Annotated in this window: 19 protein-coding genes and 1 pseudogene; 5 read left to right on the plus strand and 15 right to left on the minus strand. The window is 39.7% G+C overall.

Annotated elements, in window-relative coordinates; translation table 11 throughout:
- Positions 1-38 precede the first annotated feature (38 nt).
- Positions 39-947 carry a sulfate adenylyltransferase subunit CysD gene (gene cysD, locus ABJ384_RS10715; RefSeq protein WP_349929742.1) on the minus strand — a complete coding sequence of 303 codons (909 nt, stop codon included), beginning with the start codon at positions 945-947 and terminating at the stop codon, positions 39-41.
- 349 nt (positions 948-1296) lie between these two features.
- Between cysD and ABJ384_RS10720 the strand changes: the two genes are divergently transcribed.
- The 3 genes from ABJ384_RS10720 to pgaB (ABJ384_RS10730) all read left to right on the plus strand — a co-directional run bounded on the left by ABJ384_RS10720 (position 1297) and on the right by pgaB (ABJ384_RS10730) (position 3757).
- Positions 1297-1833 (plus strand): hypothetical protein, encoded by a 537-nt coding sequence (locus tag ABJ384_RS10720; protein WP_166170346.1) that lies wholly within the window; start codon positions 1297-1299, stop codon positions 1831-1833.
- Positions 1834-2098: 265 nt separating this feature from the next.
- Positions 2099-2443: a VOC family protein gene (locus ABJ384_RS10725; protein ID WP_349927252.1), complete on the plus strand. Its 345-nt coding sequence runs from the start codon at positions 2099-2101 to the stop codon at positions 2441-2443.
- An 84-nt stretch (positions 2444-2527) separates the two neighbouring features.
- Entirely contained in the window at positions 2528-3757 is a 1230-nt protein-coding gene (pgaB, locus tag ABJ384_RS10730) for a poly-beta-1,6-N-acetyl-D-glucosamine N-deacetylase PgaB (protein WP_349927254.1), read from the plus strand.
- On the opposite strand, the gene pgaD is transcribed toward pgaB (ABJ384_RS10730), so the two are convergent.
- The 4 genes from pgaD to pgaA are packed head-to-tail and all read right to left on the minus strand — an operon-like array spanning position 3723 to position 9799.
- Complete coding sequence (gene pgaD, locus ABJ384_RS10735; RefSeq protein WP_086196814.1) at positions 3723-4229, minus strand: poly-beta-1,6-N-acetyl-D-glucosamine biosynthesis protein PgaD; 507 nt, start codon at positions 4227-4229, stop codon at positions 3723-3725. The two genes, pgaB (ABJ384_RS10730) and pgaD, sit on opposite strands and share 35 nt — an antisense overlap.
- Positions 4222-5490 carry a poly-beta-1,6-N-acetyl-D-glucosamine synthase gene (pgaC, locus tag ABJ384_RS10740; protein WP_166170351.1) on the minus strand — a complete coding sequence of 423 codons (1269 nt, stop codon included), beginning with the start codon at positions 5488-5490 and terminating at the stop codon, positions 4222-4224. Before pgaC ends, pgaD begins: the two co-directional genes overlap by 8 nt.
- The gene (gene pgaB / locus ABJ384_RS10745) at positions 5490-7328 is read right to left on the minus strand and encodes a poly-beta-1,6-N-acetyl-D-glucosamine N-deacetylase PgaB (protein ID WP_166170353.1); all 1839 of its coding nucleotides are present in this window, start codon (positions 7326-7328) and stop codon (positions 5490-5492) included. The genes pgaC and pgaB (ABJ384_RS10745) overlap by 1 nt, the downstream gene beginning before the upstream one ends.
- Positions 7328-9799 (minus strand): poly-beta-1,6 N-acetyl-D-glucosamine export porin PgaA, encoded by a 2472-nt coding sequence (gene pgaA, locus ABJ384_RS10750; RefSeq protein WP_349927259.1) that lies wholly within the window; start codon positions 9797-9799, stop codon positions 7328-7330. The genes pgaB (ABJ384_RS10745) and pgaA overlap by 1 nt, the downstream gene beginning before the upstream one ends.
- Before the next feature lie 513 nt (positions 9800-10312).
- Here pgaA and ABJ384_RS10755 point away from each other — a divergent pair.
- Entirely contained in the window at positions 10313-10591 is a 279-nt protein-coding gene (locus tag ABJ384_RS10755; RefSeq protein WP_349927261.1) for a transposase family protein, read from the plus strand.
- Positions 10592-11092: 501 nt separating this feature from the next.
- On the opposite strand, the gene sucD is transcribed toward ABJ384_RS10755, so the two are convergent.
- From sucD to sdhC, 9 genes are all read right to left on the minus strand, one after another.
- Positions 11093-11983: a succinate--CoA ligase subunit alpha gene (gene sucD / locus ABJ384_RS10760; RefSeq protein ID WP_349927263.1), complete on the minus strand. Its 891-nt coding sequence runs from the start codon at positions 11981-11983 to the stop codon at positions 11093-11095.
- Positions 11984-11995: 12 nt separating this feature from the next.
- The gene (gene sucC / locus ABJ384_RS10765; protein ID WP_349927264.1) at positions 11996-13162 is read right to left on the minus strand and encodes an ADP-forming succinate--CoA ligase subunit beta; all 1167 of its coding nucleotides are present in this window, start codon (positions 13160-13162) and stop codon (positions 11996-11998) included.
- Between the two features lie 182 nt (positions 13163-13344).
- Positions 13345-14778, minus strand: a complete 1434-nt coding sequence (gene lpdA / locus ABJ384_RS10770; RefSeq protein WP_180042363.1) for a dihydrolipoyl dehydrogenase — start codon at positions 14776-14778, stop codon at positions 13345-13347.
- 60 nt (positions 14779-14838) lie between these two features.
- Positions 14839-16056, minus strand: coding sequence for a 2-oxoglutarate dehydrogenase complex dihydrolipoyllysine-residue succinyltransferase (gene odhB, locus ABJ384_RS10775; protein WP_349927266.1), 1218 nt, complete (start codon positions 16054-16056; stop codon positions 14839-14841).
- Positions 16056-18896 (minus strand): 2-oxoglutarate dehydrogenase E1 component, encoded by a 2841-nt coding sequence (locus tag ABJ384_RS10780; protein WP_086196928.1) that lies wholly within the window; start codon positions 18894-18896, stop codon positions 16056-16058. The genes odhB and ABJ384_RS10780 overlap by 1 nt, the downstream gene beginning before the upstream one ends.
- Before the next feature lie 828 nt (positions 18897-19724).
- The gene (locus ABJ384_RS10785) at positions 19725-20435 is read right to left on the minus strand and encodes a succinate dehydrogenase iron-sulfur subunit (RefSeq protein ID WP_086196822.1); all 711 of its coding nucleotides are present in this window, start codon (positions 20433-20435) and stop codon (positions 19725-19727) included.
- 14 nt (positions 20436-20449) lie between these two features.
- Positions 20450-22348, minus strand: coding sequence for an FAD-binding protein (locus ABJ384_RS10790; RefSeq protein WP_086196823.1), 1899 nt, complete (start codon positions 22346-22348; stop codon positions 20450-20452).
- Positions 22349-22360: 12 nt separating this feature from the next.
- Positions 22361-22726, minus strand: coding sequence for a succinate dehydrogenase, hydrophobic membrane anchor protein (sdhD, locus tag ABJ384_RS10795; protein WP_180042367.1), 366 nt, complete (start codon positions 22724-22726; stop codon positions 22361-22363).
- Positions 22726-23124, minus strand: a complete 399-nt coding sequence (gene sdhC, locus ABJ384_RS10800) for a succinate dehydrogenase, cytochrome b556 subunit (RefSeq protein WP_131273317.1) — start codon at positions 23122-23124, stop codon at positions 22726-22728. The genes sdhD and sdhC overlap by 1 nt, the downstream gene beginning before the upstream one ends.
- Before the next feature lie 1013 nt (positions 23125-24137).
- On the opposite strand from sdhC, the gene gltA reads away from it, so the two are divergent.
- On the plus strand, positions 24138-25415 hold the full coding sequence (gene gltA / locus ABJ384_RS10805) for a citrate synthase (RefSeq protein ID WP_086196825.1): 1278 nt from the start codon (positions 24138-24140) through the stop codon (positions 25413-25415).
- Between the two features lie 110 nt (positions 25416-25525).
- On the opposite strand, the pseudogene ABJ384_RS10810 reads toward gltA, so the two are convergent.
- A pseudogene (locus tag ABJ384_RS10810) lies at positions 25526-26190 on the minus strand (transposase).
- Positions 26191-26400: the final 210 nt, after the last annotated feature.

The raw sequence follows: 26400 nt of genomic DNA on the forward strand, positions 1-26400 counted from the left end.
ACTCCACATACTTTAGAAATCGGGTTCAGATCGAAAAATTAGAAGTAACCTTCCTGCTTTTTCTTCTCCATCGAGCCTGCTTCATCATGGTCAATCATACGACCTTGACGTTCTGAGCTGGTCGCCAAGAGCATCTCTTGGATAATTTCCGGCAAGGTATTGGCAGTTGATTCAACTGCACCCGTAAGTGGGTAACAACCTAAAGTACGGAAACGTACCGATTTCATTTGTGGAACTTCGCCCTCTTGTAGAGGCATACGTTCATCATCAATCATAATCAGTGTGCCACTGCGTTCCACTACAGGACGTTCTGCAGCCAAATAAAGTGGTACTAATGGAATACTTTCCAAATAGATGTATTGCCAGATATCAAGCTCAGTCCAGTTTGATAACGGGAACACACGAATACTTTCGCCTTTGTTTACTTTACCGTTGTAAAGGTTCCAAAGCTCAGGACGCTGGTTTTTAGGATCCCAACGGTGTTTACTGTCACGGAACGAGTAAACACGTTCTTTGGCACGTGATTTTTCTTCATCACGGCGCGCACCGCCAAAGGCAGCATCAAAACCGTATTTATCCAAAGCCTGTTTTAAGCCCTGGGTTTTCATGATGTCAGTATATTTAGAACTACCATGATCAAACGGATTGATTCCTGCTTCAACGCCTTCTTTGTTCTGATGCACGATCAAATCGAAACCATGGGTTTTCGCCATGTTATCGCGGAACGTGATCATATCTTTGAATTTCCAGCCTGTATCGACATGCAATAGCGGGAATGGAAGTTTTGCAGGATAAAAGGCTTTTAAAGCAAGATGCAGCATCACTGCAGAATCTTTACCAATAGAATACAACATGACCGGATTTTCAAATTCGGCAGCCACTTCACGAATAATGTGAATACTCTCAGCTTCAAGCTGTTTAAGATGAGTAAGTCTTTCCTCAGTTATGGACATTGACAACACCAGCTCAGATCAACGTGTACTTATTACACTTTTAAAAATATATATATTCATTATAGAGATTTAGTTATCACATCTATTGCTTGTTTTATTATATTAATATGCATATTTGTCATATAAAGCTTAACTAATAAAGAGTATAAGTTTTTATTAATAATTTACTTAAATGATGATCTATTATTGTATTCAGAGATAACCCTTACCACAAGCCAACATTAAAATGTACAAAATCTAATCTGATTGTTAATTCCTCTAAAACATCTATGTAATTCATGCTGAAAATTGCATAGAGTAACTAAACTTTCTCCCATCTCCTGTATTCTTTTGAATTATACCTATGCCAGACCGTACTATTGAATCCGTGAAATCCAGCCTGGAACAAGCACAGCTTGCAGGCCACATCTATCAGCACAATCCACATTTACTGGTGCTGCAAGAACCTTGGGGAGAGGATGGCTCCATCCTGAATAATTTTGTGCAACATGAACTTACCGCTGACCAGATTGGGCTGCAATTTGGACTAAGACTTTCGGATAATCATTTTGATTTTTTGATTGGTGTCACTCATAGCAATCAGGATCGCAGTTATGAAATTGGTGCAGGCAATCTTAAGGCCGATCAAAAAGCCTTTAACTTGTTGTATGCCTTTTATAACTATCCCAAGGCATTTTATCTGGTGAGCCTGCCCATGACAGCCAGTAGTGCTCAGCTTGAACAGGCCATTGAAACACAACTGTTCAATCAGGCCAACTTGGATTTCTTGAAGACAGCCATCAAAACCAATCCGATGGGACAACAGGTCAACTGGATGAAAGCCTTTATTCTGCAACAGGCATTGAACATGAAAGTGCGTATTCAAACCTGTTTACTTTAATCGTGCTTATTTAAGATAGCTGCCATGCAGCTTGGTCCATTTAAGATAAAATATTAAAGCTAGTCCATTAACCGATTCATCAAGTCTTAATATCACAAATGATTGAATCTAGATAAATTTTTACCAGCTAAAAAATGCAGTCTCATCGGCTGCATTTTTCATTTAAATTGAATCAATTTTAAACAATTAGCCTGCACAAACTCACTTGAGTCATGCTGGTAGAGCGCTACATTATCTGTTTATATGACCTATATAGAGCATAATAATGACGACCTCTATTTATCCTTGCCTGTGGTTTGGAAAAAATGCCAAAGCAGCCTGTGAATGGTATTACTCTAGTCTTCCGTATAGTCACATGATTGCCACAAACGAATATACGGCAAAAGCAAAAATCATTGAATGCGAAAATCAGACCGAGATTGATTATGACTGGAATAGCATCACGCTAAAAGGAATCGAGAGCCAATCTAGCTGGTGTAAAGACCAGTTTGGGGTGAGCTGGAAAATTCACCCTGAAAATTTAGGCGAGATTGTTAAGCAGAATTCTCATGCACAAGCAACGTTATTTAAAATGAAAAAGCTGCTGATTGATGATTTGATTCATGCCTGATCACCCTTTAACAGGATGAGCTAATAATAAAACAACCCATTGATATTTTTTAAAACTCTATAACCAAGAAATGTGAGTATAATAATGAATAATTTAAAAAATTTATACCAGAGCAGGCTTAGCCATTGTCTTTGTTGGAGCTTAACCTGTCTGCCATTAGCTACACAGGCTGCAGATTTCGTACAGATCAAGCCCCATCCTATTGATGCAATTGTGCAGCAAAATATGACACAAAAATCAGTTGCGCCGCCATTAAAAAAAATCAGAAAAATCGATCAGATGCGTATCATGCATATCGATATTGACTATGTATATGATAAAAATAAAGAACAGCAGCAAGAAAATCTTCAGGCTTTATTACAACGTATTAACAAGATTCAACCCAATACCATTTTCTTGCAAGCCTTTGCCGATCCCGATGCCAATGGTTCAGCCAATCAGGTGTACTTTAAAAACCGCCACATCCCGACCAGAGACAATCTTTTTCCTCTTCTTGTCAGCCAGATTCGTAGCAAGACCCAGGTCAAGCATATTTATGCCTGGTTGCCCTTAATGGCGTGGGAGTTTCCCAAAAATTACAAACTGACTTATGTTTCACATAATGAAGGCGGAAAACAGGGCTATATTCGGGTATCCCCATTTGATCCAAAAAACCTGCAATATGTTTCTGAGATTTATTTAGATTTTTTCAAATCAAATGCGGTAGATGGTGTGCTCTACCATGATGATGTCACGCTGAATGATTATGAAGACAGCTCTGCTCCAGCACAGAGTATATATCAGGCTTGGGGATTTAGTGCAGATCAATTATTAAAACAACCACGACAATCTAAACAATTACAATTTGCCAAATTTAAAACGGCATATCTGGATCAGTTTGCCGCAGGTATTAGCAAAATCATTAAACAACAACAGCCTCATCTACTGACTGCACGTAATATGTATGCACCCGTAGTATTAGAGCCTCATAGTGAAAACTGGTTTAGTCAATCCATGCCAAGTACTTATCAATATTATGACTACAATGCCATTATGGCAATGCCTTATATGGAAGAAGCGGATGACCATCAACAATTCTATTTCGACCTCATACAACAGTCAAAAAAATACGACCCTGATTTGAGTCATACCATCTTTGAACTGCAAGCATTGAATTGGCGAAACAATCAACAGCTTTCCACCGAAGAAATTGTGGATACCATCAAGTTTTTAGAAAAACACGGGGTAAAACATATTGGTTATTACCCCGATGATTTTGTACAGGAACATCCTCAACCTTCTAAGCTGAAATCCGCTTTTTTAACTGGTGATTAGTCTCAAAAAATTCCAGTAACCCTTTATTATTATAATAAAGGGTTAAATTTCTGGCCTGTTGCATATTGATAATATCTGCCGTATTCACCTTAAAACTGCTGGCAAGTTGGGGTACCGCGACCGCTAATGGAGCTTTTCTACGATCCTTACCTGAAAAGCGGGCCCAGTTATAAGTTGCCCAAAGCAATAGCACGCCAATAAAGCTTAAAATCATTACTACAAGGTTCAATAAACTTAACTGGCTATTGGGTTGAGCTTGTATGACCAGTTGCTGATAAATGGTTTGACTTTCAAACCACCATAAAAATAGGGTCAACACTGGCATAAATAACCACATAAACATAAACCAACCCACGATTTGCAGACTGTAACCCAAGCTTTTATTACGTACATATTCAGGTTGATCAATGTACGCTGGTAGTTCTAATTTTGATTCATCTTCAATTAAATAATATTTATAGACTTTAGTCATTTTCTGGCTCTCCTCTAAATCCACGATCTGGGCTTACCCAGCGTGCACGTTTTTGAGTCTTGAAAATCGTTTTAGGTAATGCAACCACAGTCGTCAGCATAGTCAGAATCCAGAAGAACAGTGGATACCAAATGACCCAAAAATAGTTTCTGAAGATTCGGGCTTTATCATAGGGTTTATCAATATATAAGCTAACAAAGAATTGAATCAGGCAAGTTAAACCCAGAATAATCCCGTACCATTGTGGAAAGAGAGATTGAATCGCCCACTCTCCGGGTAAAGAAAAAAATAGGCCATATAGATATAAGATAATAATACCGAACATCACATATGCCCAAACCACACTGATAATAGACTCTAGTGCAATAGGCCACATACGGCGTCGATTCCACCTAAATAAGTTTGGTAAATAAGCAAATAAAACCTCCACTCCTCCTTGTGCCCAACGCAAACGCTGTTTCCACAAGCCGTTGAAGGTTTCAGGCATATAGATATAGCACAATGCTCTTGGGACATATTGCAAGTCCCAATGATCGAACTGTAAGCGCCATGATACATCGATATCCTCCGTGATCATGTCATCGCGCCAATATCCTATCCGGTCTAGTGCCGTTTTACGAAAACCAACGATTGCACCGGAAACAGTAAAGATGCGTCCATAGGTACGTTGTGCACGTTTAATTAATCCAATAATAGAAGAGAATTCACCCACCTGAATTTTGCCCAAAATACTGGAGCGGTTCAAAATACGTGGATTCCCCGTGACTGCCCCAACCCGTGGATATTTTGTTAAATGATGCATCATCCATAACACTGCATGAGGATGGATTAAGGCATCACCATCTATACAAACCAGATATTCATTTTGACTCACCATTGCACCGGCACGTAAAGCATAGGCCTTGCCCTGATTTTCAGCCAAATGGACAACCCTGAGTTTCGGATATTTTTGCAAAAGCTCGTCTAGAATTTCAGCAGTCTTATCTCGACTACCATCATTGACCGCAATGACTTCAAAATCCGGATACTGCGTTTGCATGGCAAACTTTATGGTATCCCTAACCTGTGCTGCCTCATTAAAACAAGGAATAATAATACTGCATCCATGTTCGCTAGGATGAGGTAACGATGGTTGCTTGCGTTCATGTTTTAAATAGAACCAGATTCCCCCAGCAATCCAAAGCCAAGCCATAAATAATGGGTAGAAAAAAGCAAAGCCAAAATACACATCACTCATTTGAAATAAACTTGAGTCAGTCATTATTTCCTCCCCTTCGCAGTATTATTTTCATATGGATTACGATAAGTGAGTGGACTGGTATTAATACTTAGATCTTGGTAAAGATGTCCCTGAACTTGCTGTCCAGCCTTCAACTGATAATTATTAATCCCAATTTTTTGTACGGATAATTTTTTTAATTCCTGATAATATTGTGAATATTCTTTCCAATCACTTCTTTTCCCATTCGGATTTACTGTAAAACTCACGATTAAATACTGTTTTTGTATACTGTTTAATTTTTCCAGTTGTTTTTCTAAAGTTTTAAATATTCCAGAATCTTTCACCGGATCAAATTCAATATAAAGAAAATCATTATTATTTAAACTATATTCCATCAAAGGCATTAATCCATCTACATGCTTATCCTTTAAGGTGATTTTCAAAACAGTTTGATAATTATTACTGATATTGGTGTAATATTTTGCCTGTTTTTTAGCTTGATCTTTTATATCAAAAACCTGTTTTATTTTTTCAGCGCATTCCCCATCCCAAGTCTTTTTCTGTATCGCGCAGTCGAGCTCATCTCCAATATCGATCATTACACCTTCAACTGAAGAATTATACTTAACTAATTCCGCAGTAAGATCTGCAAAATTGAGTCCCTGTTTCGTTTGTAAACTGATCGGTAATTCAGCATACACCCGATTACCCACACGGGTGCGTGCTTGCCAAACTGTACGATTTAATAAATCCTTACGCATACCCAGTTGACGATTAGGAAAATAGGCAACATCTATTTTTCCGTCCCCATTTTCATCCGCTACAGTTTTTAATAAAATAGTATTGGTTTGTAATGCACTAATCTGATCTAAGAATTGCCCCAGTTTTTGATCAAAAATTTTGTCATTGGGACTGACCATTTCAGCCAAATCAAAACGGATATAACTTCTACGCTGTTTGTGGATATCGCTTGCAAAAGTTAAAAAATCCAGCATTTCTGCATGCAGCATTTCGGGGGTTGGATTATTCATTACTAGGGCACGTTGATAGGTTTGCCCCGAATCAGCAAGGGTTGACATACTGCCCAAGCTAAATGACATAGGCAAACCAGCTTTTTCTGCAAGTTCTTCGCTTTCCTTGGTCACCGCCCCATAAGGCCAGAATATCGCGCGTGTATCTATTCCCAATTCAGTGTCTAAAATTTTCTTGGATTGTTGTAAGTCTTCTACAACCCTATTTTGATAAGCTTGATCAGATTCATAACGTTGATATTTTGGTAAAAATTGACGTGTAATTGCTGCAGGCTGCATACTTTGTTGTGGATTGGCAAGTATGCCCTTATGCATATTATCCGAATGTGAAACAAACTCTACCAGGCCTGAGCGCTGCATTTCACGCATTTGATCCCAAGACATTAAGCTATTTTGACCATAGGCTTCATAAGCATCTTTGGTATTCCCGTTAATCCAGCTCGTCGGAATAGCAAAAGCAGCGAAATATTTATACTGTTTCAATAATGGAAAAACCCGGGTATAACTACTGAGTGCGCCATCATCAAAGGTCAATAACACTGATTTTTTTGGTAATTTCTTTTTCTTTTGCCGAGCATCCCATACATCTTGCAAACTGATGGTTTGCCAGCCTTCCTGTTTTAGCCAGGCAAAATAGCGTCCTAAATTTTTAGTACTGATTGCATAAAGATCCCGATCTCCTTCACGGGCAACGTCATCTCGAACATCATGAAAAGTAATGGTAACAAATAAGTTATCAGGTATTTCAGTGGTATTTTTGGTTATATTTTGCGTAAAACCCGTCGCAGGAACGGCGAAGACCGTTACCATGACAGCAGAAAGTAAGGTTTTCATCACTTGTTTCATTAAAAAATTCCTTTAAAGCCCACTGTTGCATAAGTTTTTTCTTCATCTTCACCATCATAAGGATGAGTTCCCCATCCTATGCCATAGTTCAGACTCCAAGTCCGGGAAACCTGCCAATCATGTCCATAAAAAACGTTATAAATTGGCTTCGCGGAATAATTATCTTGTCCAAAAGTCCCAACGGTAGCTTCAAAATTTTGAGTAAAATTGCGGTCATATCTCCGCCACGTAATCCACTCATGCTGTAAATGCAACTCTGCACTATAACTTTCTTCAGGATTGAAATAGTCCACAATGACATCTTTGTTCTGGCTGTAATAACCCGCTAAAGTCAAACTGGTAATATGATGCGGAGCCTGGAAAATCTGCTGTTTAAGGTATGCCGAAACCTCTTGGCGTGTATTATCATCATCAATATCAGTTAACTGATAGACCAGACCCGCCTTACGAGATTCATGCTGTTGCCAATTCAAATCAAAAGTATAAGATTTACCTTCATTGCCCTTTCGGATGGCCTGTAATGGAATATCTGCCTGACTATTAAATCCGAATGCATACTGCCAATGATCATTCAGCCATTGTGACCAATTGGCCTTGATCCCAAAACGGTCTTGATCTTGTGGATTATCGATACTCTGAGACAACATGATATTCACTGCTTTACGACGTGATGCCCATTCAAGTCCCAAACCTACGCGTTGATCTTCAATTGTGCCCGTATCATATTCACCAGAACGAAAACTGTGATCTACATAAGTACGATAATTATCAAAAAACCATGGGCTGTGAATGCGGGTAAAATGATCCTGCTCACGGTTCCCCTTCAAACGATTAAGTAAAGTCGAGTTATCGGAATCACTTTCTGAAAAGTTACTCTGATGTTGAATAGAGGCATGATTACGGTCATCAAGCTGTTTTTTATTTTTTATTACGGTCGTATCTTCAGGCATGGTTTGCATGAGTTCAGTACTTTGCAGACGCCATTGCTGGATATTTTCCAAAGCTCGCAGATTTTCTAAATGACGGATCCGGATGCCTTCATCTACAGGTATGACTCCATCCCATTGAGATACAATCCATTCTGCACGCTGTGGGTTTTCACGCAAAAGTTGAATGAATGCGCGATTATTTTGAAAAAGAACGTTATTCGGTGCTTTTGCAATTAATTGTTCATAGTATTGTTCTGCTTTGGCATATTCTTGACGATAGGCGTAGTTAAGCCCGACTAAAGCTAAATATTCACTCCGATCATCATGGGTAACCTTATCCACACCTTTAGCATTACTGTATTGGAAAGTAGGTAATGCCTTGTCCATCGTTTTGAGTAATTGATCAGCTTCCTTATATTTCTCTTGTTCAATTAATGAGTAATACAAGCCTGCATATAGCTCAAAATGAGCATAGTTCTTTTCATTCAATAAGCTTTTATAAATTTTTTCAGCTATTTCAGGCTGTAAATTTTTGAAATAGGCATCAGCAATCGCTTGACGCACATAAGGAGGCATCTGTTCTAGAGGCACTCCTGTTTTTGAAATTTTTTCAAAAACTTTTTTAGAGCGATTTCGCTCGTTTAAGGCATAGATGTATTCATAATAAAAACGGCGTTTCCAACTCGGATCATTCGGCAATTGTGATTCGTATTGCTCCATATCTGCAAGCACTTCATCGAGTTGCTGGTACGGCTGTTTTCGTCCTCGATAAATTGAAAGTTTATAATATTCCACAGCATTTTGAATCCGCTGAGAAAATTCACTAATTTTGGCATTGGCTCTGAGATCAGTATTCTCTTTTAATGAGTTACTGTTTTGTATAAAGTTTTCCGCATTAGCGTAATCTGCATTATTCAGCAATGCTAATGCATACTGTTCCTCTGTACCCATGTCCTTGCTCTTTTCAAGAGCCAGATTAGCCGTATTCAATGCCTCAACAGGCATATCTAGTATCCGGTAAGTATAGGAAAGCTGTGCTAAATAATCTGCTTCGACTTGATTAATATCAACTTGAGAAAGGGTTTTTTTCGCCTGAGCCTTTTTACCGGCTTCTGCTTGTAATATTCCTGCCCACACGATCCATTGTTGATTAGAATCGGTTTTGGCAAAGTTTTTGGCCCAGTTTTCTGCAAGCTCAAATTTTTTTAAGTCGCGTAATGCCTTAATAACATATATTTTTCCATAGTCTGGAAATTGCTGACTTTGAATACCCTTCAGGTAGCGAATATCTGATTCTGCAAATTTTTTATTTTCATAAGCCATTACTACAAAATCAGCAATCAATTTTTGATTATTGGGATAGTGCCCCAATAATTGCCTGAGTTTTTGTAATCCAGTATCCACCTGGCCTTGTTTAATTAAAGGTACAATTTTTTCACGTTGTTGATCAACAACGTCTTTATAGATCAATTCTGCGAATGACAATGTAGAAAACAGTAAAGTCCCACAGGAGATCGATAGTATAGTGAGATTAAAGTTCATAATTAAAATATTCTTTATTCATTGTTATTAATGGTCACATTGTAATCCACAATATATAAATAAAAGACCGTATTAACAAAAATATTGTGTATAATTTTGTGTTTTTATTATTTTATGCGATAAATATCACATTATTTTAATTGTGAAATATATTAGTTTTTTATCTTATAAAATTATTTTAACAGCAATATTTTATTTATTTAATAATTAATTTTTTTATATAATCCTTCATCTTAACCACTTTATAAAAACATTATTACTCAAAATAAATATCTTGTATCAATCAAAAATGCTCAATAAGTTGAGTATTTTTATTCATACAGAAAAGATATTTTCTATTATTATAGGAACATAAAATATTCAAAAGTTAAAATATTATTAAGCAGTCAATTCAAATGACTTATTGGAATACAACCTAGAATTTTTTTAGAAGTGCTCGAAGTATTAAAAATAAGCCAAGCAAATACCGGACGAGGCAGACCTTTTAGCCTTTTACCCAAAGATTAACCATTCATGAGTCTAAGTTATTGGCATAAATATCAAACACTTTTTCATGTCGCTATGAGCCATGGAATACATGCGTCTAATGCATGTGGAATCATCCAAAAGATCGAAAATATTTTAATAAAATCTGATAATTTTCATTTACCTAGGAAATTATCTCATAGTGAAGGCTTAGATGGGGAGGTTGTTATTGTTGATGCCACTGAGATGGCAATGAAGCATTCCCCAAAAAGCGGAAAAAATTCTATAGTGCTAAGAAAAAATGCCATACGATTAAAGCTCAACTGAAAATTCATGATGAAACGATGCAGATGATTCCAATAGGTCTTGCATAAGGAAGTACACATGATTTTCATTGTCTAAAGATCAGCACAAGAAGCTGAGATATCAAACCCTTATACTTATTGATAAAGAGTAACCAATTTTAAGCCGATTAGGGATCAGACTCCGACCACATTCTCAGCAAGTAAAACAACCCATTAACTTTCTTACATAAGCAGATTAATCGAGAAATGGGCGAACATCGTATTCGAATTGAGCAGGTAAATGGTAAATTAAAGATTCTTCAAAACTCTTGCTACACTTTACTGTAGTCGATGTAAAAGTATGGGTTTAAGTCTGAATTTGATTGCTGCAATTTACAATATTGAAATGATTAAAAAAGTGATTTTGCAAAAAGTCTAGTTTCTCATTTTTTATATGAAGTTTTTTCAATGTCAGATACCCTGCTTATCAAAGACCATAAAATAAAAAGCCCTCAATTGAGAGCTTTCAAGTTTATTGATTGACTCAGGCCAGGTTTTGGCGTTTTAAAACTTCTAGCATGGTTGATCCGAGCTCTGCAGGACTACGCGTATAAGCCATACCCGCTTTTTCAAAGGCTGCAAATTTTTCTTCTGCTGTACCCTTACCGCCAGAAATAATTGCACCTGCATGCCCCATACGCTTACCTTTTGGTGCAGTCACACCTGCAATATAGCCCACAACTGGCTTGGTGACATGAGACTGAATATATTCAGCTGCTTCCTCTTCTGCGGTACCGCCAATTTCACCAATCATGATAATGGCTTCGGTCTGCGGGTCTTCTTGGAATAACTTCAAGCAATCAATCTGGTTCATGCCTGGAATTGGGTCTCCCCCAATGCCAATACAGGTTGACTGACCTAAACCGAGCTTTGTAGTCTGAGCTACAGCTTCATAGGTTAGTGTACCCGAACGTGAGATAATTCCGATTTTACCTGGCTGATGAATATGTCCTGGCATAATGCCGATTTTACATTCTCCTGGGGTAATAATACCCGGACAGTTTGGACCGATTAAACGCGCACCATTACCATTGGTTTCAAGATAACGCTTGGCCTTTAACATATCTAAAGTCGGCACACCTTCAGTAATTACAACAATAAGTTCAATCCCAGAATCTACTGCCTCTACAATTGAATCCAATACAAATGGTGCAGGTACATAAATGACCGAGGCATCTGCGCCTGTTTCTTTGACTGCATCTTTCATGGTGTTGAATACAGGTAGGTTTAAATGGATTTGCCCCCCCTTACCTGGCGTTACACCACCGACAACTTTAGTGCCATAAGCCAATGCTTGCTCTGAGTGAAACGTACCATTTTTACCGGTAAAACCTTGTACCAATACTTTGGTGTCTTTATTAATTAATACGCTCATGATTGATACTCCTTAAGCTTTTACCGCAGCAACAATTTTTTCTGCTGCATCAGCTAAACCTGATGCAGAGATTAACGTGAGTCCAGATTCATCCAATAACCTGGCACCCAGTTCTGCGTTATTTCCTTCCAAACGCACAACGACCGACACGGTTACGTGAACTTCCTGGACCGCTGCAATAATGGCTTCAGCAATCATGTCACAACGTACAATTCCACCAAAAATATTAATTAAAACCCCTTGTACCGAGCTGTCTGCCAAAATAATTTTAAATGCTTCAATGACGCGCTCTTTGGTTGCACCACCGCCAACATCAAGGAAGTTCGCAGGCTGACCACCATACAGTTTGATGATGTCCATAGTTGCCATAGCAAGCCCCGCTCCATTGACCATACATCCAATGTTACCTTTTAAGGCTACATAATTCAGGTCATGTTCTGAAGCTTTTAATTCGCGTTCATTTTCCTGAGACTTGTCACGCATCGCTACAATTTCGGGTAAACGGTATAAGGCGTTAGAGTCGATCCCGACTTTGGCATCCACACATAAGATGTCACCATTTTCACGAACTGAAAGTGGGTTAATCTCAAATAGGGCAAAATCATTTTCAATAAATGCCTGATAAGCTGCGGTCATAATTTTGACAAACTGATTGATCTGACCATCTTTCAAATGAAGAGCAAAAGCCACTTCACGAGCTTGAAATGGCATCAGTCCAACCAATGGATCGACTTCGACTTTTATAATTTTTTCTGGGGTTTCTTCAGCCACTTTTTCAATTTCGACCCCACCTTCAGTCGATGCCATAAAAGTTACACGACGGCTGGAACGGTCGACGACTGCACCAAGATACAGCTCGCGTTCAACTGGATAAACATCTTCAGAGACTAAAATGCTGTTGACTGGTTGTCCATTGGCATCCGTCTGATAAGTCACTAAACGAGTACCAATGATCTGATTGGCATAGTCTGCAGCTTCTTGTGCAGACTTCACGACTTTTACCCCACCAGCCTTACCGCGTCCCCCGGCATGGACTTGAGCTTTGAGTACTGCAAATTTACCACCAAGCTGCTCAAAAGCTTTTACGGTTTCTTCTGCATTTGTTGTCAAGATGCCCTCTTGAACCGGCATCCCATATTTTTTTAATAATGTTTTTGCTTGATACTCATGTAAATTCATTGAACAACCTTTTAGTACTTATTTGACTTTGTTATTACATTCACCAATATCTTTTGGTTCACATCAATCAATATTGGTATTTTGAGAACTTAAAATGATTCTTATCTTTATTTTTAGATGATTGTTCTAATAAAAACAACTATCAAATGTAAAAAGAGCGACCTAAGCCGCTCTTTTTTGTCTTACTTACGCTTACGTTGAATCGCGTGAATCGCTCGTCCATCTACTGCAAGTGCAGCTTCATGAACCACTTCAGAGAAGGTTGGATGACCAAAAGTCATCAACTGTAAATCTTCAACTGAAGATACAAACTCAAGTGCAATCATACCTTGGTGTACAATATCAGACGCAGCTGGTCCAATCACATGCATACCAAGTAAACGGTCAGTTTTTGCATCAGCAACAAACTTCACGAAACCAGCACCTTCGCCCGCAGCTAAAGCACGGCCATTTACAGCAAAACCGAATTGACCAGTTTTAACTTCGTGGCCTTTTTCTTTGGCTTGCTCTTCTGTTAAACCGACCCACGCTGCTTCCGGGTGAGTATAGATAACAGAAATAATCGTGTCGTAGTTCACTTGTGCAGCATGACCGTGAATACGCTCTACAGCCATTACGCCTTCTTCCATTGCTTTGTGTGCAAGCATTGGACCACGTACCAAGTCACCAATTGCATATACGCCTTCCACAGAAGTCGCACACCAATCGTTCACTTCAACCAGACCGCGTTCAGTCAGTTTAATGCCACAATCATCTGCCAATAAACCTTCCGCATAAGCACGACGGCCTACACAAACGATCAACTTATCGAAAGTTTGCTCTTTGTCTTCACCGCCTTGAGTGTACTTAACAGTCACTTCACGACCGTTAATTTCAGTACCAGACACTTTCGCGCCTACACGGATATCAAGACCTTGTTTAGTTAACAGTTTCTGGAAGTCTTTTGCCAATGCTTTATCAGCCATTGGCAAGAATGCATCCATTGCTTCAAATACAACAACTTCTGCACCTAAACGACGCCATACTGAACCAAGCTCAAGACCAATCACGCCTGCACCAATGACACCTAAACGTTTAGGCACTTCTGGGAATTCAAGCGCGCCTGTTGAATCAACAATGATGTCTTGATCAACAGGAGCTACAGGAATATTTACTGGCACGGAACCAGTGGCAAGAATGACATACTTAGGCTCTAAAACTTGAGTTTCACCTTCGTGAGAAACGAACTCAACTTTTTTACCTGCCAGTAATTTACCAGTACCTTTTAACCACTCAACACCGTTACCTTTTAATAACTGGTCAATACCGCCAGTCAACTGGTCCACGATTTTATCTTTACGTGCAAGAAGCTTAGACAAGTCGAAACTTACTTCACCAGTGGTAATACCGTGATCATCTAAATGTTTTACGGTGTCTTCATAACGGTGTGAAGAATCAAGTAATGCCTTAGACGGGATACAACCCACGTTTAAGCAAGTACCACCTAAAGAAGGTTTGCCTTTATGAATACGTTTTTCGATACACGCAACTTTAAAACCAAGTTGAGCTGCACGAATTGCCGCTTCATAACCACCTGGTCCACCGCCAATTACTACTAAATCAAATTGTTGAGACATTATGCTCTCCAAAAATGGGCTTAGAGGATCGCTCTAAGCCCATGGATTTATTCTAAAGAATTAAAGATCAAGGATAAGACGAGCAGGCTCTTCTAACAATTCTTTGATTGCTACAAGGAAACCTACAGCTTCTTTACCATCAATTAAACGGTGGTCATAAGAAAGTGCTAGATACATCATTGGCAAGATTTCTACTTGACCATTAACTGCCATAGGACGGTCTTGGATTTTGTGCATACCCAAGATTGCAGTTTGTGGTGTGTTCAAAATTGGGGTAGAAAGCAATGAACCGAAAGTACCGCCGTTAGTAATAGTGAACGTACCGCCAGTCATGTCTTCAATGCCCAACTTACCGTCACGTGCCTTAACAGCATAAGCGCGAATACCGTTTTCTACTTCAGCATAGTTCATACGGTCAGTATCACGTAATACAGGAACCACTAGACCACGGTCGCTTGATACAGCTACACCGATGTCATAGTAACCGTGATAAACAATGTCATCACCATCGATAGAAGCATTTACAGCTGGATAGCGTTTAAGTGCTTCAGTCGCTGCTTTAACGAAGAATGACATGAAGCCTAAACGTGCACCATGACGCTTTTCAAATGCATCTTTATATTGAGCACGCATTTCCATGATTGGTTTCATGTTCACTTCGTTGAACGTAGTCAACATTGCTGTTGATTGAGTTGCAGCAAGTAAACGTTCAGCAACACGTTTACGAAGACGAGTCATAGGAACACGTTTTTCGATACGTTCACCAACAGCAACGCTTAACGGCGCAGCAGCAGGAGCAGCCGGTTTAGCTTGATGGCTTGCAACATCTTCTTTAGTGATGCGGCCACCGCGACCAGTACCAGCTACATCGCTCGCTGCAATACCAGTTTCAGTCAATGCTTTACGCACTGCTGGAGCTTGATCAGCAACAGGTTGAGCACGCTCAACAACAGGTGCATTACCCGCTTGAGTTTGTGCAGCCGCTTGTTCAACTTTTTCTTCAGATTGAACCGCTTGAGTTTGAGCAGCGCCAGAAACTGCGCCCTCTTCAAACTGTGCAATCACTTCAGCTGAAAGAACTGTATCACCTTCATTTTTAATGATTGATGCAATTGTACCGTCAGCAGGAGCAACAACTTCTAAAACAACTTTATCAGTTTCAATATCGCAGATCACTTCATCACGTGATACAGCTTCACCTGGTTGTTTGTGCCAAGTTGCAATCGTACCGTCTGCAACTGACTCTGGGAATACCGGTGCTTTAATTTCGGTTGCCATTACTTAGAATCTCCTGATTGTTCAGCTGCAATCGCTAATGCGTCATTTACCAGCTGAGCTTGTTGTTTTGCATGCAAATATGGTGAACCGCAAGCTGGCGCAGCAGAAGCTGGACGACCTGCGTAGCTAACACGTACCTGTTTACCTGTTTTCATTACATCGTCATATAAACGAGGAGCAATGAATAACCAAGCACCTTGGTTTTTCGGCTCTTCTTGAGTCCAAACCACTTCTTTTAGATTTGGATAAGAAGCAAGTACTTCAGCAATACGTTGTTCTGGATATGGGTACAATTGTTCAATACGAACGATTGCAGTGTTGTTTAATTCCTGTTCACGACGTTTTTCAAGTAAATCGTAATAAACCTTACCACCACAAAGCACCAGACGAGTTACATCAGACTTGTTGATGTTGTCGATTTCGTCAATCACAGTCTGGAATGAACCATTTGCAAGCTCTTCAAGCGTAGAGGTTGCAAGTTTGTGACGAAGCAATGACTTCGGTGACATGATGATCATTGGTTTGCGGATTGGACGAAGTGCTTGACGACGCATCGCATGGAAAATTTGCGCTGGCGTAGTCGGTGTCATCACCTGCATGTTGTCTTCAGCACAAAGCTGTAAGAAACGTTCTAAACGTGCAGATGAATGCTCTGGACCTTGACCTTCAAAACCATGTGGAAGAAGCATAGTTAAACCACATACGCGTTCCCATTTAGTTTCACCAGATGCGATGAACTGGTCAATTACAACTTGCGCACAGTTAGCGAAGTCACCGAACTGAGCTTCCCAGATAATCAAGCTCTTAGGAAGAGTCGTTGCATAACCGTATTCAAATGCAAGTACCGCCATTTCTGACAATAAAGAGTCATAAATTGCTGTACGTGGCTGGTTTTCTTTCAAGTTACATAATGGAATGTAAGTTGAACCGTCTACCTGGTTATGCAATTTCGCATGACGGTGTGAGAAAGTACCACGACCGACGTCTTCACCAGTTAAACGAACCAGGAAGCCTTCATCCAGAATAGTTGCATACGCTAAAGTTTCTGCAGCCCCCCAGTTCAGCGGCATTTCACCAGTTTGCATTTTCAAGCGATCATCAATCACTTTTGCAACCTGACGCTGCATAACGAAGCCTTCTGGAAGCTCACGCATTTTAGTACCGAGTTCTTTCAAGCGTTCGATTGGGAATGATGTATCCCATACGTCTGTGTACTCGTGACCCAAGTATGGAGACCAGTCGACAAACATTTTGGTATTTGGTTCAAGTACCAATGCATTGGCAACATGCTTGCCTGCTTCAAGGTCTGAACGGTATTGTTCAACCATTGCATCAGCAGCAGCGCGATCCAGAACATTTTGTTGTACAAGTTGGTCAGCATAAAGCGTACGAGTCGTCGCTTTTTTGTTAATCACTTGATACATCATTGGTTGAGTTGCAGCTGGCTCATCCGCTTCGTTGTGACCACGACGACGGTAACAGAACATGTCAATTACAACGTCTTTACGGAAAGTATGACGGAAGTCATGTGCCAATTGAGAAACAAACAATACAGCTTCAGGATCATCACCATTGACATGGAAGATCGGTGCCTGAATCATTTTCGCGATATCAGTACAGTATTCTGTAGAACGTGCATCACGTGGGTCAGAAGTTGTGAAGCCCACCTGGTTGTTAACAACGATGTGAACTGTACCACCTACAGTATAACCACGTGTTTGTGACATCTGGAAGGTTTCTTGGTTTACACCTTGACCTGCAAATGCTGCATCACCATGAACAATGATTGGCAATACATCATCACCACCAATGTCTTTGCGACGGACTTGACGTGCACGTACAGAACCTTCAACTACAGGTCCAACGATTTCCAAGTGTGAAGGGTTAAATGCCAATGCCAAGTGCACTTCGCCACCTGGAGTCATCACGTTAGATGAGAAACCTTGGTGATATTTAACGTCACCAGAACCTTTTTTGTGCAGTGATTTACCTTCAAACTCACCAAACAGGTCAGCCGGGTTTTTACCCATAATGTTGACCAGCAAGTTCAAACGGCCACGGTGCGGCATACCGATTACAACTTCTTTACAGCCTACAGAGCCTGCACGTTGAATCAGTTCATTCACCATCGGGATGAAGGATTCACCACCTTCTACACCAAAGCGTTTTGCACCAACGTATTTATTACCAAGGTATTTTTCCAGACCTTCAGCTGCTGTCAGACGTTCTAAGACGTGTTTTTTCTGCTCAGCAGTGAAACCAAATTGACCTTTTGCACTTTCAAGGCGTTGTTGAATCCAGCGTTTTTCTTTGGTATCAACAATATGCATGTATTCAGCACCAATAGAAGCACAATAAGTTGCTTCCATCGCCTGAACCATTTCAGCTAGAGTTGCTTCACTCTTACCGATTGCAAGGTTGCCTGTGTTAAATACTGTATCTAAATCAGATTGAGTCAAACCATGCGCAGCAAGATCAAGATCAGGTACGATTTCACGCTTAGCCAAACCTAGTGGATCTAATTTTGCTTTTTGATGACCACGGTTACGATAAGCCGCAATTAGTTGCAATACGCCAATTTGACGACGCTCATGCTCAGAACTTACAGCACTTTGAATTACAGGTTGAACGCGACTTGAGTTGCGACCTAATAAAAGGAATTGCTCACGTACATTGCTATGTGGTTGATCACCTTTAGGGAATTTACCGAAGTATTCCTGCCAGTCAGCACCTACTGAATCTGGAGCCGTCAAATACTGCTCATAAAGTTCTTCAATATACGCTGCACTGTCAGCGCTAAGTTCAGTGTCAAGACGCAGTGCGTCAGCAACTTCTTGCATTTGTGGACCCATTTCCTATTGCAAAAACATTTTCAGGATGCTTTTTAAGCGAACCCATGATTAATAATGTCAAATTGGTAATATGACATTAGTCCCCATAAGGCATAAGCCATGAGGCGTGATCACTACATTAGGAATAACCCAATGTGAATAATGAATCATAACGCCCCCATTGGCATCATCACTCATTGATATATACTCGACCAAGACCGAGCAATTTTTTGCAAATCGACTTAGAAAAAATAACTACGCGACTTAATTTTTCTAAAGCGATTTATATCTATTTATAAACCTTATACATAATTTCAGATGTTGAAAAAATGTACGCAAATACAGTGCTTTTTTTAAATATAGCTTTGTGCCAAATCGTAACATGTTCTCCAGTTGCAATTGATTTTTTTGACACATACCTCTCATAACTCAGCGAAATACATATCCTCCATTTTCATCTAACATATGGTGCTTTATCTCATAATTAGATTCAATCTAGACCAAAGTCCTACCCCACGCCCACACATATAACAAAAGAGAGCTCAATATTTAAACTGGCTCTCTTTATATGCGTTATATGATAACATTTTAATCTCAACTTTGCAGATTCAAGCCTACAATTAGTGCTTTAATCACTCACTCAAACAATCCCACCACACTTAGATCGCTTTTAAGCAAGATTCCGTCTCTACTTTAATCAATTATATATTTTTTAATAACACTTCACACCCCTACTCCTGTCTATTCATATAGCCATTTAGTATTCCTTACCTATCTTACAACTATTAAAAGCATAAAAAAGCACACCCTAAGGTGTGCTTTTTTAACTGGAGCAGATTAACCTGCTTGATCTAACAACATACTACGGATGTGACCGATAGCTTTAGTTGGATTAAGACCTTTAGGGCAAACTGATACACAGTTCATAATACCTTTACAACGGAATAGCGAGAATGGATCGTCAAGACGAGCCAAACGCTCTTGTGTTCCAGTATCACGCGAGTCAATGATGAAGCGGTAAGCATTCAACAATGCTGAAGGACCCAAGAACTTGTCAGGGTTCCACCAGAATGACGGACATGAAGTCGAACAACATGCGCAAAGAATACATTCATATAAACCATCAAGGTGTTCACGCTCTTCAGGAGACTGTAAACGCTCTTTCGGTGGTGCAGGCTGGTTGTTGATCAAGAACGGATGAATTTTATTGTACTGATCATAGAACTGATTCATATCTACAACCAAGTCTTTAACCACTGGTAGACCAGGAAGTGGACGAACAGTAATCACTTCTGGTAAATCGTTCAGGTTCCACAGACATGCCAAACCGTTTTTACCATTAATGTTCACACCATCAGAACCACAAATACCTTCACGACATGAACGACGGAACGTTAAAGATTCGTCCTGCACTTTCAAAGCAAGAAGAGCATCAAGCAACATACGGTGCTTGTCTGTCAACTCAAGTTTAAAAGTTTGCATGTACGGTGCTTTATCCTTATCAGGATCGTAGCGGTAGATATTAAATGTACGAGTACCTCTACTCATCTTACTTCTCCCTATTAGAATGTACGTGGTTTAGGTGGAATTGCATCAACCGATAAAGGTTTATAACGCACTGGCTTGTACTCAAGATGGTTATCAACAGAGAACCATAATGTGTGCTTCATCCACTCATCATCACGACGACCGTATGGATAGTCCGCATGTTCTGGCGGCAATTCAAAATCTACCACTGTATGCGCACCACGACATTCTTTACGAGCCGCAGCAGAAATCAGTGTTGCTTTCGCCACTTCATACAAGTTCTCAACTTCTAGAGCTTCAATACGTGCAGTGTTGAATACTTTAGATTTGTCTTTCAAGTGAATGTTACGAACACGTGGCTCAATCGCAAGAATTTGCTTCACACCTTCTTCAAGAAGTGCAGATGTACGGAATACACCAGCGTGGTCTTGAACGATGTCACGGATTGCATCAGCAACTTCTTGAGCATTTTCACCTGAAGTTGACTCATCCAATTTACGAATACGCTCAACAGTTTGTTCAAGCACAGTCGTAGGAAGCGGTTGGTAGTCATCACCATGATGTTTAGTCACATAATCAATGATATGTTGACCAGCAGCTTTACCGAATACAACCAAGTCAAGCAATGAGTTTGTACCTAAACGGTTCGCACCATGTACAGATACACATGAACATTCACCAATTGCATAGAAACCTTTCACTGGCTTAGTGAAGTCACGGCCTTCCGCATTTGTAGAATAAACATCAGTATCTTTGTTGTAGTGTGCTTCAAGCGGAGTTGTTTCGCGAGATTCAGGAACCACAACCTGACCATGAATATTCGTTGGAATACCACCCATTTGATAATGGATTGTTGGTACTACTGGAATCGGCTCTTTGGTGATATCAACGTTCGCGAATTTCTTACCAATCTCGAATACAGATGGAAGACGTTTCATGATCGTATCTGCACCTAAGTGCGTCATATCAAGCAGAATGTAGTCACCTTTGGGACCACAACCACGACCTTCTTTGATTTCCTGGTCCATAGAACGTGATACGAAGTCACGTGGCGCCAAGTCTTTCAAAGTTGGAGCATAACGTTCCATGAACGGTTCGCCGTCTTTGTTACGAAGGATTGCACCTTCACCACGACAACCTTCAGTCAACAATACGCCTGCGCCCGCAACACCCGTTGGGTGGAACTGCCAGAATTCCATATCTTGCAATGGAATACCTGCACGAGCTGCCATACCAAGACCGTCACCAGTATTGATATATGCGTTAGTAGATGCACGGTAAACACGACCTGCACCACCTGTAGCGAATAATGTCGCTTTCGCTTGGAATACTGCAATTTTACCAGTTTCCTGGTCAATAGCAGTTACACCAAGTACATCACCAGCTTCGTTACGGATCAGGTCAAGTGCGATCCATTCTACGAAGAATTGCGTACCCATTTTCACGTTGCTTTGATAAAGCGTGTGAAGCAGTGCGTGACCTGTACGGTCGGCAGCAGCACATGCACGAGGAACTGCTTTTTCACCGTAGTTTGCAGAGTGACCGCCGAATGGACGTTGGTAAATTGTACCGTCTGCGTTACGGTCGAATGGCATACCCAAATGTTCTAATTCATAAACAACTTGTGGAGCCTCACGCGTCATAAATTCGATCGCGTCTTGGTCGCCCAACCAGTCAGAACCTTTAACCGTGTCATAGAAGTGGTAGTGCCAGTTATCTTCTTGCATATTACCAAGAGATGCACCAATACCGCCCTGTGCCGCTACAGTATGAGAACGTGTTGGGAACACTTTAGTCAGTACCGCAACTTTCAAACCTGCTTGAGCAAGCTGGTAAGATGCGCGCATACCTGAACCACCACCACCAACGATGACAGCATCGAAAGTTTCGTGTGGAATATTTGTGTAATCTTCTTTAGGGTTAATCGCGCCCATGATATTTTCCTATCAATTCGCCCAAAAAATCTGGATCGCCCAGATTGCATATGCAAATACAGCAATAATCACTGCTGAAGTCAGCACCAAACGCAAGCCCGAAGCTGAAGGACCCATTTGACGAGTAGTCACATAATCCGTGAATACCTGCCACATACCGATCCAAGCGTGTGCGACAAGAGATAAGACTGCCAATAAAGACATAATCTTCATTGGTAATGTCATCATAAAGCCAAACCATTGTTCATAGTTAAATCCGCCATTCAGAAGGATCCAACCCAATACCACAACAGTATAAACAGCTAATACAACAGCACTTACGCGTTGGATATACCAATCGCGAGAACCTGAACCCGTTAAACCTGTAGCACTTTTCATTAGAGAACAATCCATACAAATGATGCGACAATCGAAATCGCAGCCAAGATCAATGAAATAGTAGCTGCCACACGACCACTTTGCAGTTCTTCAGCAAAACCAAGATCAGCAAGTAAATGCTTAATACCCATAATAAAATGGAAAAGTAAGCCGGCTACAAATACCCATACGATAAAGCGCACAATGAAGCCACTAAAGATCGCCTGAACTTCAGCAAAACCTTCAGCAGAAGACAATGATTTGTCTAAAAGCCACAAAAGTACCGGTACAAGTAAAAATACGATGACACCAGAGAGACGGTGTAGAATTGATGCAATAGCCACAGGGGATTTTAAGTTTACTTCTAAAACTTGACCCATGGACAAATTGACAGGTCTGTTGCTTTTCACAGCGGGCATCCTGTAAGTAAAAACTCCATCCGGAGTTTGTTGGAATTAATTCGAAGGAAAGCTAGCATTTTTAGGCAATTACTCTATCCAGTAACACCTAAACTTAAAACGACACTGAATTATAAAACGTGAACTATCAAAATACAAACAGTCACATTTAGCTTTTCCATAAAAAAGCATCAAATAAGAATCATTAACATAAAATCTCCAATGCAAGCAGACAAAATACATCTAAGAAAACAGAGCTATATGTTTGGTTTTTATTAAATAAAATTAAATTTTATTTATCGTTTTTAGCTTTGAGAATTAAATTTATTTATTTAGACTAAAGATGAACAAAGAATCATTATATTTTACAACAATCTTAGCTGTATTTATATCATTTATAACAACTTTCATTTCCATTGTAAATATATGGTATTCACAATAATTATACCAATCCAACTTCATGAAATGAAATAACCACTTAGTCTGTGCATAACTTCTTTATATGGCAAAATCATGCTGATTTTTTCTGCAAAATTATGGTTTATTTTATCCAATTTGGACAAATAACCGGCATTTCAGCACATATTTGGCAGCTATTTTTTAACCAAACAAACTTAATTTCACTTTTCATTTATCGCTTTTAATTATGACTAAAAAATCAGCAAAAAATACAATAAAAAGATGTAAGTTACGAAAATTAGAATAATTTAAAATATTAGGCTTGACGTAAATTCGGAACCTATCAGAGTTTTTAGGAATTAAAAATTGCCTACAATTCCCACAACATGCATATTTTTTTCTGCAACTTATTTTCATTTGACTTATTATACAGCGTCGATACTGATATTTTCCTCATGACTACTGGATTTTTTTGATCCAACCCCGGTGAGGGCGTCGCTTTATCCATAAGTATAATTGACAAAATTTCAGTACTCACTAATCTTATAGCAAATTTTTGACCCGTCTGATTCGCGCATTAAAAGATTAGTACTACGAGTCAGATAAAACATTCACCAGGACAGGAGATCTATTGAATGTCTGCAGCAACTGGCAAAAAAGCCGTTTTACAGCTTGATGGCAAAGAAATTGAATTACCAATTTACAGCGGCACATTGGGCCCAGATGTAATCGACGTTAAAGATGTGTTGGCCGCAGGTCACTTTACTTTTGATCCTGGTTTTATGGCAACAGCTGCATGTGAATCTAAAATCACATTCATCGATGGTAACAAAGGTGTTCTTCTACACCGCGGTTACCCAATCGACCAGCTTGCAACTAAAGCAGACTATTTAGAAACTTGCTACTTATTGTTAAACGGCGAACTTCCAACAGCTGAACAAAAAGTAGAATTTGATGCTAAAGTTCGTAACCACACTATGGTTCACGACCAAGTTAGCCGTTTCTTCAATGGTTTCCGTCGTGATGCTCACCCGATGGCAATTATGGTTGGTGTAGTTGGTGCGCTTTCTGCGTTCTATCACAACAACTTGGACATCGAAGATGTTAACCACCGTGAAATTACTGCAATCCGCTTGATTGCTAAAGTTCCTACGCTAGCAGCTTGGAGCTACAAATATACAGTTGGTCAACCATTCGTTTACCCACGTAATGACTTGAGCTACGCTGAAAACTTCTTGTACATGATGTTTGCTACTCCTGCAGACAAAGACTACAAAGTTAACCCAATTCTTGCTAAAGCAATGGATCGTATCTTCACGCTTCATGCTGACCACGAACAAAACGCATCTACTTCTACAGTACGTTTAGCCGGTTCTACTGGTGCTAACCCTTACGCATGTATCGCTGCGGGTATCTCTGCACTTTGGGGTCCTGCTCACGGTGGTGCGAACGAAGCCGTTCTTAAGATGCTTGATGAAATCGGCACTGTAGAAAACGTTGCGGGCTTCATGGAAAAAGTGAAGACTAAAGAAGTTAAACTTATGGGCTTCGGTCACCGAGTTTATAAAAACTTCGATCCACGCGCGAAAGTAATGAAAGAAACTTGTGATGAAGTTCTTGGTGCGCTTGGTATCAACGATCCACAACTTGCTCTTGCAATGGAACTTGAACGCATTGCGTTGTCTGATGAATACTTCATCAAACGTAACTTATACCCTAACGTAGACTTCTATTCAGGTATCATCCTTAAAGCGATTGGTATTCCGACTGAAATGTTTACTGTAATCTTCGCTCTTGCACGTACAGTTGGCTGGATCAGCCACTGGTTAGAAATGCACAGCGGCCCTTACAAAATCGGTCGTCCACGTCAGCTTTACACTGGTGAAGTTCAACGTGACATCCAAGGTCGTTAATTCTTTAAGAATTAATGATTTAAAAAAACCGCCCTTCCGGGCGGTTTTTTTACGTCTTTCAATCAAGCCTCTACTCCATGCAATAAAATTTTACTCAACCCGAATCCTGTTTAAGCCAATGTTTGCATAATACGAACCACTGGCTTGTTTTTATAACAGAGTTGATAGACACATAACGATGCATAAACTCCAGATAAATACCCATCAATGCCTCTCGCTTTACTCGTCACCAAATGATTTTTTCTTTTAACAAGCTAAATAAAGTCTCTATTTTATTAGGCTGCTTTAAGTAATATTCATCCGATGTAGAGAGTCAAGTGGATTTCATAACTGATTCATGATTAAGTATAGCTTACAGCCAAAGAACCATCCCATTGGGCTTTTGCCGCGGGTTGTAATCTCTGCTCGAGATTTATGCCGTTGAATCCACGGATTTTTGCATACAGTTAGCGTAATTGAATCAATCCATAAATAATGACTTTAACAATCTTTCATCCAGGAAAAATGTAAAGCATGCAGCGCCAATTAATGAGCTCTGATGAGATGAACCATCTGCTGGTAACATGGTAAATATCGAAAGAGTTGACCTTGATTTTGCCTTAATAAAAAAGAAGAAGGCTTTGAAATTATTGAAATAAGAGTATTTATACCAAATGTCAATCAACACGATTTCTGAAAGTTGCAATTGAGTAGACAGTATTCTCAAACGCTTATTGCTATATTTTTAAAATTCCCAATAGCTTGCTTCAAATTTCTGAAAAAAGCCATCGAACATGGTCACTGAATACGTAGGTTATGTGGTAACTCCCTCATGGTTTTTTAGCTGCCTTTTTTTCAAGTCTATTTCTTATGCGCGATTCAGATTTTCTTAAATTAAACAATATATTTTCAGGCTTACCTATACTTTTATATAAATATCAAAGAAATAAATCCCTAAATGGATTTTTTCCAGATTTAACTTTCTAAGTAAATTCATTTTGAATTG

This window comes from Acinetobacter sp. A1-4-2 (genome assembly GCF_040233925.1).
In the GTDB taxonomy this organism is placed as follows: domain Bacteria; phylum Pseudomonadota; class Gammaproteobacteria; order Pseudomonadales; family Moraxellaceae; genus Acinetobacter.